General features: G+C 60.0%; 10 protein-coding genes and 1 riboswitch. Of the genes, 4 read left to right on the plus strand and 6 right to left on the minus strand.

Annotation, left to right across the window (positions count from 1 at the left end; all coding sequences use genetic code 11):
* Positions 1-549 precede the first annotated feature (549 nt).
* The 5 genes from FD37_RS11495 to FD37_RS11515 all read right to left on the minus strand — a co-directional run bounded on the left by FD37_RS11495 (position 550) and on the right by FD37_RS11515 (position 5,977).
* Positions 550-2,475 (minus strand): ABC transporter ATP-binding protein/permease, encoded by a 1,926-nt coding sequence (locus tag FD37_RS11495; RefSeq protein WP_056965368.1) that lies wholly within the window; start codon positions 2,473-2,475, stop codon positions 550-552.
* Positions 2,476-2,549: 74 nt separating this feature from the next.
* Positions 2,550-3,197: a thiamine phosphate synthase gene (thiE, locus tag FD37_RS11500; protein WP_056965369.1), complete on the minus strand. Its 648-nt coding sequence runs from the start codon at positions 3,195-3,197 to the stop codon at positions 2,550-2,552.
* Complete coding sequence (gene thiD / locus FD37_RS11505; protein ID WP_056965370.1) at positions 3,197-4,012, minus strand: bifunctional hydroxymethylpyrimidine kinase/phosphomethylpyrimidine kinase; 816 nt, start codon at positions 4,010-4,012, stop codon at positions 3,197-3,199. The genes thiE and thiD overlap by 1 nt, the downstream gene beginning before the upstream one ends.
* A 30-nt stretch (positions 4,013-4,042) precedes the next feature.
* A complete protein-coding gene (gene thiM / locus FD37_RS11510) occupies positions 4,043-4,831 on the minus strand; it encodes a hydroxyethylthiazole kinase (RefSeq protein ID WP_056965371.1) in 789 nt (262 codons plus the stop codon).
* A gap of 155 nt (positions 4,832-4,986) precedes the next feature.
* Positions 4,987-5,094: riboswitch (TPP riboswitch) on the minus strand.
* 46 nt (positions 5,095-5,140) lie between these two features.
* The gene (locus FD37_RS11515; protein ID WP_045806325.1) at positions 5,141-5,977 is read right to left on the minus strand and encodes an oxidoreductase; all 837 of its coding nucleotides are present in this window, start codon (positions 5,975-5,977) and stop codon (positions 5,141-5,143) included.
* A 273-nt stretch (positions 5,978-6,250) separates the two neighbouring features.
* Here FD37_RS11515 and FD37_RS11520 point away from each other — a divergent pair, with 273 nt between their 5' ends.
* From FD37_RS11520 to FD37_RS11535, 4 genes are all read left to right on the plus strand, one after another.
* Positions 6,251-8,278 (plus strand): DUF5776 domain-containing protein, encoded by a 2,028-nt coding sequence (locus tag FD37_RS11520; RefSeq protein WP_056965372.1) that lies wholly within the window; start codon positions 6,251-6,253, stop codon positions 8,276-8,278.
* A 154-nt stretch (positions 8,279-8,432) separates the two neighbouring features.
* The gene (rlmD, locus tag FD37_RS11525) at positions 8,433-9,899 is read left to right on the plus strand and encodes a 23S rRNA (uracil(1939)-C(5))-methyltransferase RlmD (RefSeq protein ID WP_056965373.1); all 1,467 of its coding nucleotides are present in this window, start codon (positions 8,433-8,435) and stop codon (positions 9,897-9,899) included.
* A 72-nt stretch (positions 9,900-9,971) separates the two neighbouring features.
* Entirely contained in the window at positions 9,972-10,415 is a 444-nt protein-coding gene (locus tag FD37_RS11530) for a DUF2628 domain-containing protein (RefSeq protein WP_045806322.1), read from the plus strand.
* Between the two features lie 464 nt (positions 10,416-10,879).
* The gene (locus FD37_RS11535) at positions 10,880-11,758 is read left to right on the plus strand and encodes a DUF368 domain-containing protein (protein WP_147007744.1); all 879 of its coding nucleotides are present in this window, start codon (positions 10,880-10,882) and stop codon (positions 11,756-11,758) included.
* A 49-nt stretch (positions 11,759-11,807) separates the two neighbouring features.
* On the opposite strand, the gene FD37_RS11540 is transcribed toward FD37_RS11535, so the two are convergent.
* On the minus strand, positions 11,808-12,320 hold the full coding sequence (locus FD37_RS11540) for a helix-turn-helix domain-containing protein (protein WP_056965374.1): 513 nt from the start codon (positions 12,318-12,320) through the stop codon (positions 11,808-11,810).
* Positions 12,321-12,890 lie beyond the last annotated feature (570 nt).

Raw genomic sequence — 12,890 nt, forward strand, 5'->3', positions numbered from 1 at the left:
CGCCCAGATGGCGGAGAACTCAACGGAAGCTCCCCCATTTTATCATGCTCCCGGCATGATAATCATGAGAAATCACGTGCAACGTGACGCATCGCCAAGATTGACCCGTTCGTCATCCCCGACTTGTTCCATTATACGAACATACGTTCTAAAACGCAAGGCCTTTTCGGCTGACCGGCCAAAAGTTGGCAAGTCGACCAGACGGCAAACGTTTTAAAGCCCTAACGAGTTCGTTAAGCCACCGCCCCTGACCGGCGCCCCTTGCCCGGCAGGTGGCCACCGATCCCCGACGATATTGATTGGCAATTCACAGGCGATATGGTACACTAAACCTGTAAAGCCGGGTTTAGTCACCCTGACTTCTCATTTATGGCAAGAATCGGTTAGGCCACCGTTCCTATCTTGTGGCCTGACCGATTTGTGATTCTGACGTTTTCGCTCAACGTTACATATTTTCCTCAGTGTTACCAAATCAGTCGATTGGCACCTCACTCGCCGCTCGACAAAAAGCCTGTCACCAACATGCGGTCGGTGACAGGCTTTTTTGGTTTATTCGTAAGCTAAGGCTTCGATTGGGTCGAGCTTGGCGGCCCGACTGGACGGCGCTAAGGCGGCCAGCAGGCTGATGACCACGGCCACGACGATGCCAAAGATCAGGTAGTTGCCGGTGACCTCGACGATGGTGTAGCCAATGTACTTCGTTGCGAGATTATTGGCGAACAGCGCCACCAATTCCGTAAAGGCCAACGCTAGGATGCTGGAGAACAGTCCTAAGAAGAAGGCTTCCGACAAGAACAGGTTCTTGACGTCGCGCTTGCGAACCCCCAGGGCCCGCAAGATACCGATTTCCTTGGTCCGCTCCGACACGCTGATGTACAGCACCACGATGATCATGATGGCGGAGACCAGTAGCGAGATACCGGCGATCCCGGCCAAGACGTAGAACGCCAACTGGATGTAGGTGTTCAGCGTCGAGACGATGGCCCCGGCCCCGGTCAGTTGATACCGGGCCTTCCCTTGGGCGTTCTTCAGGCCCTTGATCTTGTCCTGCACGCTGGTCACGTTGCTCAGCGAGTCGATCATGACCGTCGCGAAGTTGGCCCGGAAGGTCAATTTCTTACCGTGATACAGGTTCTTAACGGTCTGCAGGTTCGGCTGGAGCTGCCCGCCGGACCCGTCGGTGACTCCGCTGACGGTCAGGTTCTTGGTCATGACCACCGGCAGATGATTCTTATCCATCGCGGTGATGGAGACCTTGACCTTCTTCCCAATCAGCTTGTACGGGTGCTTTTTGTTAAACTTCTGCGCGAAGCCCTTAGCGATCAGCACCTGTCCGGTCGCCGGTTGATGCCCCTTCTTGATACTCTTGGCCAGCATCTGGTCGGTGACCGTCTGGACGATCTGCGCCGTCGAGCTGGTCCCGGCGTACTGGACCTGCGCCCCCTGGGTGTAGAAGCCCAGTTGGACCTTCTTGACGTGCTTGAGCTGCTTCAAGCGCGACACGTCGCTGTCCGTGACCGCCAGCTTCTTGGCGTCCTCACTGCTGGTCTTCTGGGCGACCTGCACCGCGGTGGGCTTGATCTGCGAGTAGATCTCGTGGTTGATGTAACCCTTGACCCCCTTACCGAGCCCCAGCATCAAAATGACGCTGAAGATCCCGATGGAGGCGCCGAAGATGATCAGCAGGTTGCGGCTAAAGTTATAGCGCATGTGCTTCAAGGCCATTTTGACCATCGCACCGAACCCGAGGTGCTTGGCGGCCATCTCGGCGTGGTCGGTGACCGGGAACGGGTCCTTTAGGTGCTTGTCCTGGTCGATGACCCCATCGGCCATGTGCACGATCCGGGTCCCGTGGTCGGCGACCTCCTGCGAGTGGGTCACACAGATGACCAGCTTGCCGCTCGCCGCGATCTGGTCCATCAACGTCAGGATCTCCTGCGTGTTCTGCGAATCCAGCGCGCCGGTCGGTTCGTCGGCGATGATGATGTCGGGGTCCGACGCCAGCGCCCGCGCGATGGCGACCCGCTGCTTTTGGCCCCCGGAGAGTTGGTTCGGGTGCTTGTGCCGGTGTTCCTTCAGCCCGACCTGGTCCAGCAGTGCCGTGGCCCGGTCGCGCTGTTCCTTGCGACTCAGCTTGGTCATCTGCAGGGAGACCATCACGTTGTCGAGGATGCTCAGGTGACTGATCAGGTTGAAGTTTTGGAAGATGAACCCGATCGTTTGCCGCCGGTAGCTGTCCAGTTGCTTGGTCGAGGCGTTATGTAACGACTTGCCGTTCAGCAGGACGTCCCCCTCGTACTGCGCGTCCAGGCCCCCGATGATGTTCATCAAGGTGGTCTTCCCACCCCCGGATTCCCCCAGGATGGAGACGAACTCGCCCCGGTCAAACTTCAGGCTGATACCCTTTAAGACCGGAAATTCCGTCTTGTTCATTTTGTAGGATTTATGAATATCTTGTAGCTCTAAAAAGCTCATAGGTTGGCTCCTTCTAAACCGTTATAGTCCAAAGGATAAAGGTTTTTACCGGTCAAATCAAGGAATCCGTTCGCCTAAAAGGCCGCCAGCATGGCCTTGACGGCGCGTTCCGGCTGGTCGTTGTGGGTCAACAGCGTGATGATGGCCACGCCGGCCGCCCCGGTCTGGGCGATGGCCGGCAAGGACTCCGCGGTGATGCCCCCGATGGCCACGATGGGGACCTTGGCCTGTGCGACCAGGGCCTGCAGCCCGGCCGTGCCGATCACGGGGTCCGCGTCGTCCTTGGAGACCGTGGGGTAGATGGGCCCGCTGCCCAGGTAGGCGATGCCGTCGATCTGGTTCGCCGCGGCGACCTCCGCCGGCGTCGAACAGGACAGGCCCACGAACATCTGGCGGCTGTTGGTCGCGGCCAGGACCTGCTGGATGCGTTCGTCGCTCTGGCCGACGTGCACGCCGTCCGCGTTGAGCGCGAGCGCCAGGTCCACGTCGTCGTCCACGATAAACGGCACGTTGGCAGCCTGACACTGCTGGCGCAGGTCGCGGCCAAGTTCTAAGCGTTCGGCGGCGGTCAGCTGGCTACTGCCCTTATCCCGGAATTGAAAGGCGGTGATGCCCGCCCGCAGCATGGTGGCCAAGACGTCTCGCAGGTCACGGCCCGGCACATCCTGACTTCCGGCAACAAAGTAGGCCCGTAACAGGCCCGGTTCAAAGGTCACTGACATTATAAGACGCCTCCTTGGTTGTACGCCCAATGGTTCAACGGTCCGTGGCCGTGCCCGACCTCGATGGTGTGGGCGATGGCCGCGGTCACGTAGTCCTTACCCAGCCGAATGGCGGTCTCGAAGTCCGCGCCCTTGGCCAGTTCGGCCGTGATGCACGACGACAGGGTGTCGCCGGTGCCGTGGGTCCGCACGGTGTCGATGCGCGGCGCCGTCAGCCAGAACGACCGGCCGTCGGCGAGCAACACGAAGTCGCTGGCCTTGTCCGGCGTGGCCTCGTGCCCACCCTTTAGTAAGACGTTCTTGGCGCCCATCTGCTGGAGAGCCACCGCGGCGGCCTCCATCTGTTCGGCCGAGTCGATCGTCAGGCCGGTCAGCCGCTCCGCCTCGGGCAGGTTCGGCGTCAGCACGTCGGCCAGCGGGACCAGCTCCTGCTTGACGGTCTCAACGGCGTCGTTCGCTAACAGGGCCGCGCCCCCCTTGGCGATCATCACGGGGTCGACGGTCAGCGGGCCGAAGTCGTACTTTTTCAGGTTCGCCACCACCAGCCGCACGTGTTCGGCGTCGGCCAGCATCCCCGTCTTGCAGGCGCGGATCTTGAAGTCCGCGGCCAGCGAGGCGAACTGCTCGTTGATCAGCTTGGCCGGCAGGGCCATAAAGTCCTGCACGCCCAGCGTATTCTGGGCCGTGACCGCGACGATCACGGCGGTACTGAAGACGTTGCGTTCCTGCATGGTCTTCAGGTCGGCCATCACGCCGGCCCCCCCGCCGCTATCGGTCCCCGCGATCGTCAACGTCTGTGGAAATTCATTGGTCATCATCTATCATCCTTTCACCGCCCTACAGCGTTACTTGTAGGCCGCCACCGCCTCAATTTCGGCAACCGTGGTGAATTGTAAGGCGTCCATTAATTTAGTAATAAAGGTACCGGCCCCCATGCGTTCGGCCGTGCCCGCGACCCGCTGGCCAATCGCCGCAAAGACCAGGCAGGCGGTCTGCGCCGCCTCGAAGGTATCCGGTTCGACGGCACAGAAGGCCGCCACGATGCTCGACAGCATGTCGCCGGACCCCACGTGCGTCTGAAACAGCGGCGTGCCGTTGTCGACCTGGACCGTCCGTTGGCCGTCGGTGATCACGTCGGTGGGGCCGGAGAGGATCACGACGCAGTGGTGCTTACGCGCACAAGTCTGGGCAATCGTGACCAGATCCCCGCTCCCCTGTCCGGCGTCGATGCCCTTGGCCTGCCAGTCCAAGCCGGCTAAGGCCGCGATCTCCCCGGCGTTCCCCCGGATCACGTCGGGGTCGATGGTCTGGAGCAGCTCGGTCGCGACCTGGGCGCGAAACCGCACGGCGCCCACCGCCACGGGGTCGATGACCAGCGGCTTGTGCTGGCGGTTGGCCAGCTGGCCGACCGTGGTGATCTGCTTGACCTGCGGCAACGTGAAGGCCCCGAGATTGAGGCACACGGCCCCGGCCAGCCCGACCATCTCGTCGGCCTCAGCCACCTCTTCGGACATGATGGGCGACGCGCCCAAGGCGTTCAGCCCGTTGGCCACGTCCTGGACGGTCACGAAGTTGGAGATGTTGAACACGATGGGATTTTGCTCCCGCAGCTGATCCAATAACGCAATTTTCATTTAAATTCCCCCATAAAATGATTGGCCGCCCCGCCAGCAACGACCCGGTACGGTTACTTCCGCAAACCGGCCGCCGATTTTTGGCGGGAGACCCCTAATTTTCAACCGAGCGCAAAAAACGCCACCAAACCCGCGTAAACGTGGTCTGGTGGCGCTCTTTCCAGCAAACACGTTCCCTTCGCAAGTCCTAACTTGACAGGTTCCAAGGGATCGCACTGCCCGTGCATCTCAGCCCACCGCAATGGGCACCCCTAGTGTTGAATAGCTTTAGCATATCGGTCTTGGCGAGCCGCGTCAACGACTCTTAGATTAGTGGGTAATTCGTTTAGCTGCCCGACCAACGACGCGCCAGAGCCGGTCCATCTGCTTATCGGACAGAAACTTGCGCGCCAGGAGGATCGAACTGCCGGCCCCCGCGTGGTAGCGGGTCTTTGGACGGCGGGACAGTGCCGCCTGGTCGACCAGCCGGGCAATGACCTGCGGCGCGCTGGCGAACTTCTTGACGGCCTTTAAAATCGCGATGGCCGTCTGGGTCGTGGCGGCGTATGGACCGCTACCCGAGGCCGTCTGTAAATGGTCACTCGCGATGTCGGCCCACTCGGACTGGATACTGCCCGGCTCGACGACCGCCACGTGCACGCCGTGGGGGGCCAGCTCCAGGCGCAGGGTGTCGGACAGGCCCTCCAACGCGAACTTAGAGGCCACGTACCAGCTGGCCATCGGTTGGGCGACCTTGCCGTCGACCGAGGTCACGTTGATGATCCGGCCGGCGTGTTGCTGGCGCATCATCGGCAGGACCGACTGAATCAGCCGGGCCGCCCCGAAGAGGTTCACGTCGAACTGCGCCTGGGCCTGGTCGATGCTAAGGTCTTCGAGCGCCCCCAGCAGGCCGAAGCCAGCGTTGTTGACCAGGATGTCAATGCGCCCGGTCTCGGTCACGATGCGGTCGACCACGCGTTCCACGCTATCGGCGTCGGTCACGTCGAGCGCCAACGTGGTGATGCCCAGGTCATCGAGGTCGTTCATTCGGTCGACCCGCCGCGCGCCGGCGTAGACCGTGACCCCGTTGCGGTGCAGACTCTTTGCAATGGCGTTGCCAATGCCGGACGATGCCCCGGTCACCAACGCTACTTGACGATAATGCATAGTGAAGCCCCCTCTTAGTCAATAGATACCTTAATTGTACTCAACCCCTGCCGGTTTTGCTATGGAAGCGGCTTCATCTTTGCAACTTTTTTAAACTTTTTTCGCTGAAGCAGCTCGTTTTATTTGCAAATTAATCGCAAATCGCATTGATTGAACTTATTCACTTTCCAGGCTATGCTATTCGGTGATAGGGCTGATAATTTAATTAACTAATCAAGTGGCCGGCCGCCGAATCACCCGGTCACTGTGTCACTTCGAAAGGAGTTCATCCACATGTCTACTTTCACTAAAACCCCCGCGGTGCTCGTGGCGGCCCTGGGACTGGGCGGCCTGCTACTCGGCGGCACCGGACTGACGCTCACCACGCCGGTCACCGCGCACGCCGATACCACGGCCACTCAGGGCATCCTCCACTCCGGCGAATACGGCACCAGTCACTGGTACATCACCGATGATCTGACGCTCCACATCGGTGCCGGGACGCTGGCCAACACCACCGGCAATGGGCCCGCTTGGCAAGCCTACGGGGATCAAGTCGCCAAGATCGTCATCGATGGCCCCGTGGTGCTCCCCGCTAAAAACAAGGGACTCTTCGGCTATCTCGGCGCCACCGAAATCGACGGTCTCGACAAGATCGACGCCAGTCACGCCACGAGTCTGACCTTTGCCTTTTACGGCACTCAGGTCACCAACCTCGACCTCTCCAGCTGGGACGTCCACAACGTGACCGACGCCAGCTTCATGTTCGGCCAGGCCCAGTCGCCCGTCATCAACCTGACCGGCTGGAAGATGCCCAAACTGACCAACGCCTACTGGATGTTCATGATGGCGGCCCACGTCCACGAGCTCGACCTTTCCGGCATCAACTTCCGCAAGGCCAATCTTTCGCAGGCCTTCATGTACAGTAATCTGACCGTCCTGCACCTGGGGCCCGACTCGCTCCTCAAGGGCTCCAACTTTAATCCGTTCACGAACGACGCCTACAAGGACGCCTGGCAAGAAATCGGGACCGGGACCATCGCGGCACCCAACGGAAAGGTGACCTATCAAAACGGTGCGGCCCTGCGCGATAGCTACGACGGTTCCGCCCCCGGCACCTACGTTCGGGCCAAGAACCCCGGCGGCACCATCACGGCCCGCTACCTGGACCAACTCGATCAACCGCTGACGCCGGACGTCACCGTCGACGGCTACTTTGGTGACGACTTCACCACCACCCAGAAGGCCTTCCCGGGCTACACCTTCCAGAGCGTCACGGGTGACCCGACCGGCCAATTCGACGCCGATCCGCACACCGTGACCTACCACTACACCCAGGACGAAAAGAACCAGCAGAGCCTGACCGGTGAGAACGCCACCATCACGGTCGGCGACGCCACCCCGACCGCCGCAACGTTTCACGCGCAGGCCACCGACAAGCACGGCCAGACGATCCCCGTCGCCGTCGACCTGAGTGGCGCTCAGCTGGACACCCCTGGCACCTACGACGTCCGGCTGACCACCAGCGACGACCAGTCGTTGACCGTCAAGCTCACGGTCAAGGCCGCCGAAAGCAGCTCATCCAGTAGCAGTACTAGCTCATCCAGCAGTTCCAATTCGACGAGCTCGTCCAGCAGCAGTTCCAGCTCGGCCATCATCAGCTCATCGAGTAGCGCTGCCGGGTCGACCAGTTCCAGTGCCCCGACCAGCTCGATCAGTTCGTCAAGTCAGCCCAGTCAGGTCAAGCCGCCACTGAACGACGGCGACCTGATCACCGGGGGCGAGAGCGACCTGTCCGCCTTCAAGGGCGAGGCCATCTACGCTACCAAGGCCCTCAACCTCTACCGGCACCCGACCTTTAAGAAGTCCCAGCGCAAGGCGCACTACGCCAAGCAGCCGCGGGTCAAGCGGCCGATGTTCGTCGTGACCGGGGCCGCCACCACCAAGGCCGGCACCCTGCGGTTCAAGGTCCGCGACGTGAACCACGACCGCAAGACCGATGGCCGGGTGGGTTACATCACCGCCAAGAAGGCCTATGTCTCCGGCGTGTACTACCAGCACGTCTACCGGAAGGTCAGCGTCATCAACCCGCACGGCGTCAACAGCTACCGCACCCGCAAGCTGACCGGCAAGACCCACCACTACCGCAAGGGGCAGGTCCTGACCGTTAAGCGCATCATGCGCTACCACCTGACCACCCGCTACGTTCTGACCAACGGCCGGTACGTGACCGCTAACAAGAAATTGATCAAGGCCCACGTGCCGGCCGCCCGCTCGACCACCCAGCATTCCGTCGCGCTGCACACCCGCACGACCCGTTGACCCATTTTTTCCGCGCGTTTCTTCGACTTCGGCCTGAGAAACGCGTTTTGTTTGACCCGCAATCATCCCCGGGCGCATTCATGCGGGCCAATCTCTGGTATAATGGTCGAGACTTCCAGGTTCTACGTGTTCACATTATAGGAGACTAAATCAAATGAGATATGATAATCACCAACGGGATCATTCCCGCAACGACCGCGCCGGCTTTCACAACGACCGGCGGCCCCGCCGCAACCGCCGCGAGGAGACGCCGCAGGTCGCAGTCGAGGTCGGCCAACGCTTTCCGCTGACCATCAAACGCATGGGCATCAACGGCGAAGGCATCGGCTACTACAAGCGCATGGCCGTCTTCGTGCCCGGCGCCTTGACCGATGAAGAGGCCGTGGTCGAGGTCACCAGCGTGGCCCACCGCTACCTGCGCGCCAAGGTCCACCGGATCCGTAAGGCCATCCCGCACCGCGTCGAGCCGCGCGACAGCTACGCCGACCGGGTCGGGGGCTTCGAGCTCGAACACCTGGCCTACCCGCAACAGCTTCAATTCAAGCGCGACATCGTCCGCCAGTCGCTGGAACGCTACGAACCCCGCGGCTACCAGGATTACGACGTCCGGCCCACGCTGGGGATGGCCGACCCCTACGGCTACCGGAACAAGGCCCAATTTCAGGTCCGCCAAGCCGACGACGGCACCGTACAGGCCGGGCTCTACGCCGAGCGCAGCCACGACCTGGTCGACCTGCCGACCTGTTCCGTGCAGATGCCGGTGACCATGACCGTTATGCGGGCTTTGGTCCAGATGCTGCAGGATTTGCAGGTGCCCATTTACGACGAGGAGCACAACTCCGGGATCGTCAAGACGCTGGTCGTCCGGGCGGCGGCCAACACCGACGACGTCCAGGTGGTCTTCATCACCAACTCCCAGAAGCTGCCGCACAAGCACCAACTGCTGCTGCGGATGGCCGACGAGCTGCCCCAGGTCACCTCGATCATGCAAAACGTCAACCCCGGCAAGACGTCCCTGATCTGGGGCGACACCACCCTGCACTTGGCGGGCGAAGAGACCATCACCGAAAAACTCGGCGGATTGGCCTTTAAACTGTCCGCCCGGGCCTTCTTACAACTGAACCCGGCGCAGACCGAGGTCCTCTACAACGAGGCCCGCAAAGCCCTGGACCTGCAGGAAGGCATGACCGTGGTCGACGCCTACTCCGGGGTCGGGACCATCGGCTTGTCGCTGGCCGGCATCGCCCAGGAGGTCCGGGGGATGGACGTTATCCCCGAGGCCGTGGCCGACGCCAACGCCAACGCGGCTTTGAACGGCATCACCAACGCCCACTACGAGGTTGGGACCGCCGAAGACGTTCTCCCGCAATGGGCCATGGACGGCTTTCGGCCGGACGCCATCGTGGTCGACCCGCCCCGCACCGGACTGGACCAGAACCTGATGGATACCATTTTAGCCGTGCATCCGCAGAAGCTGGTCTACATCTCCTGCAACCCGTCGACGCTGGCCAAGGACCTGGTCGAGCTGACCGAGGACTACCGGGTGGACTACATCCAATCGGTCGACATGATGCCGCAAACGGCGCGGTGTGAAGCGGTCGTTAAGTTGTCCCAACGATAGATTAATAGGCAGTCGCCGTCTTTCGTGTTAGACTTTTAAATAGCAATCATATGAAGAAAGTTGGCTAATGACATGCAAGATCCTTTCAAGGGCTTTAACGATGATGACAATAACAACAACGGTAACGGCCCTCAAGGACTGCCCCTACCGCCGAATTACGCGACCGTGGTGAACCCCCAAACCGGCAATATGCGAATTGCCAAGGTCGGGTTCGCCTGGATTGCCTTCATCTTCCCCGTGATCCCGCCCATCTTCCGGGGGGACTGGTATAACCTCCTGTGTATCATGGGGGTGAACGCCGGCGTGCAGATGATCGTCCAGATGAGCGTCTCGGCTAGCAGCATGGTCGAGGTCTTAGGCTTCATCCAGTTGGGACTGCAGTTCCTCTGGGGCGCCATCTACAACATGATGTACTTCAAACACCTATTCAACCGGGGCTTCGTGCCCGCGGACGAGCGGTCCAAGGACCTCTTGACCCGCGCGCACTACTGGAACCCGAAGAACGCGGCGAAATAAGCGCACTTTAACCCAAAAACCAGGTAGGAACGCCCTTACGGGGCGCGCCTACCTGGTTTTTTTAGTCGTTCAATTGATGGGGTGATTTGCTAAAGGCCGCGACCGCCTGACTGATTTGCTGCCTTGAATCGCTTGTCGGCGATCCTTTTTTCGGGCACGAGGACGTTTAAAAGCCGCGCTAGTTCCCGCCGATTATGTACGTATACAACCTGTTTAAAGTCATGATTCGCTGCTGCCATCGTCCATCTCCTCCAATCACATCATCTTGACTGCCATGATAGGTGTTTAGCCGCTAAACCGCAATCAACAAGCCCCTCACCGCCTGGCAGCTTTGCCACCTTGAAACGATGCTGGCGCGCCATTTCTCCAGTTTTTCTTAAGGTCGCCGTTTTCATTTGATAAACACCCTGAACCTTGCTAAACTGACGGAAACACCCATTTCACGAAATCAGGAGGAACTGTCCATGCTGCCCCCACAAACCCCGTCCCGGCCCCACGCTCTCCGCGGTTTTCTGACCCGCGGACTCAAGGGGATGATCATCGCCCTCGGCTTCATTCTCCCCGGTGTCTCCGGCGGGGTCCTGGCCGCCATCCTGGGCCTATACGAACGGCTCTTGCGCTTCATGGCCCACCCGACCAAGCGCTGGCGCAGCGACCTGCCGTTCTTCCTGCCGGTCGGTATCGGGGGTCTGCTGGGCATTGCCCTGCTCTCGGCGCCCCTGGCCTACCTGCTGGCCCACGCCCAGGTCATCGTGCTGTGGGGCTTCGCCGGCGCCATCATCGGCACCCTGCCGGCCCTGACCGCGACCGCCACGTCCCAGTCGGACCGGGACGCCCTCGACTGGCTCTGGTTCGGCGGCACCCTGGTCGTGGGCGGCCTGGGGCTCTACTTCATGAGCGACCTGGTCGGGACGCTGCCGGCAAACTTCACCGGTTTTCTGGTCGCCGGCGGCCTGATCGCCCTGGGCGTGCTGGTGCCCGGGTTGAGCCCCTCGAACCTGCTCCTGATCCTGGGTCTGTTCGCACCGATGCTGACCGGGTTCAAGAACCTGGATCTGCTGGGCGTGTACCTGCCGATCGCCCTCGGGGGCCTGCTGACGCTGGCGGTCTTCGCTAAGGGCGTGGAGTACCTGCTGCAACGGTACCATTCCCGGGTTCACCACTTCATCCTGGGTCTGGTGGTGGCCAGCACCGTCTTGATCTTGGTGCCCAATCCCAGCGCCGCGGAGAGCATCTCCTATGCTGGGGCCACGGCTTTGACCTGGGTCGGCAGCCTGGTGGCCTGCGGGGCGGGCATCGCCCTGGGCTGGTGGATGAGTCGCCTGGAAGCAAAATACAAATAAGCAAACGGGACCCGTCAGTTTAGACTGATGAGGTCCCGTTTTTAAGTATTCAAACGTGTGCCGCGAGTTTTTCGAAGAATCTGGGAGCGTTCACGCCTTGGCGGGTCAGCCGATTGCCGATAATCGTCGCGTGCTGCGCCACAAAGTGACCAAACGCCGGCCGCTCCGCCAAATAACGCAACTTCACCTCTTGGTCCATCGATTGCAACAACCGCCCATTTTCGATATCCGACAGGGTGCTAAAGCTCATGCCCAAGGCGGCCGCCGTCTCTCGGAGCGTCAGGTGCAGTGCTAGCCGGTTGGCTTTGATTTCCGCCGGGGTCAGAAAGTGAAAGGTCCGCCGAAATAAGGCGTAGTCCGCTTGCAGATTGCGGTCGACGTCATCTTTGGGTTCCAGCCACGCGGCCTCATCCGTCACCGCTTGCCCCTGCGGCACCCAATACTCGTGCGGGGCCGTGAGGGTTTCTCCCAGGACATTCACGGTCTCCACCGGATGAATGACTTGAAACGTTACCGTTTGTTGTGTTAGTTGGTCAAAAATCTGTTTCGTTTCTGCCGCCATTTTCCTGCTCCTTTCGTAATGCCGTTGGGACTGGATGCCACCGCGAACTAATCGCATACTCTCGTTGATGGATTGATTCCACCAAAGTCCCATGCCATTTCAAATCAAATTTGAGATAAAAGTCCTGATCATTAATCGCGCTAATAAATTCGTAGACTGCGTAGGTTGCCATCCAATGATGGACCGATGGACCGCGATAATAACGGCTATAAGGCAACCGCTGAACCGCTCGCCTTAGCGCCAATGCATACGTCCATCCTTGCCGCCGCAAATAATCCGTTGTTTTTCGATGCAGATTATTTTCGATTCTTCCTTGTCGATAATCCTCTTGAATTTGTCGAATAGCTTGCCACACCGTCTCAGGATAAATGAGAATTCGCTCCTCTCATTTCGTTACCCTAGAGTAACAAAACATTATCATATTTTCTGCTTCCTGACAAGAATCTTACTAGCTTAACCGCTCTTTTGCGATGATTGTGCCACTAAGCCATTTGGTAGCCATATCTTTTAGATTATGGCAGATTGCAAGAAATAACTTGAACGAATTTAATGACGTAAATTAAGCAAGAA

Source organism: Levilactobacillus spicheri DSM 15429 (assembly GCF_001435095.1).
Classification (GTDB): domain Bacteria; phylum Bacillota; class Bacilli; order Lactobacillales; family Lactobacillaceae; genus Levilactobacillus; species Levilactobacillus spicheri.

Bases quoted from the DNA above. Each gene is read 5' to 3' on its own strand.
- FD37_RS11495 (WP_056965368.1), bottom strand. From the start codon at position 2,475: ATGAGCTTTTTAGAGCTACAAGATATTCATAAATCCTACAAAATGAAC.
- thiE (WP_056965369.1), bottom strand. From the start codon at position 3,197: ATGTCAGTGACCTTTGAACCGGGCCTGTTACGGGCCTACTTTGTTGCC.
- thiD (WP_056965370.1), bottom strand. From the start codon at position 4,012: ATGACCAATGAATTTCCACAGACGTTGACGATCGCGGGGACCGATAGC.
- thiM (WP_056965371.1), bottom strand. From the start codon at position 4,831: ATGAAAATTGCGTTATTGGATCAGCTGCGGGAGCAAAATCCCATCGTG.
- FD37_RS11515 (WP_045806325.1), bottom strand. From the start codon at position 5,977: ATGCATTATCGTCAAGTAGCGTTGGTGACCGGGGCATCGTCCGGCATT.
- FD37_RS11520 (WP_056965372.1), top strand. From the start codon at position 6,251: ATGTCTACTTTCACTAAAACCCCCGCGGTGCTCGTGGCGGCCCTGGGA.
- rlmD (WP_056965373.1), top strand. From the start codon at position 8,433: ATGAGATATGATAATCACCAACGGGATCATTCCCGCAACGACCGCGCC.
- FD37_RS11530 (WP_045806322.1), top strand. From the start codon at position 9,972: ATGCAAGATCCTTTCAAGGGCTTTAACGATGATGACAATAACAACAAC.
- FD37_RS11535 (WP_147007744.1), top strand. From the start codon at position 10,880: ATGCTGCCCCCACAAACCCCGTCCCGGCCCCACGCTCTCCGCGGTTTT.
- FD37_RS11540 (WP_056965374.1), bottom strand. From the start codon at position 12,320: ATGGCGGCAGAAACGAAACAGATTTTTGACCAACTAACACAACAAACG.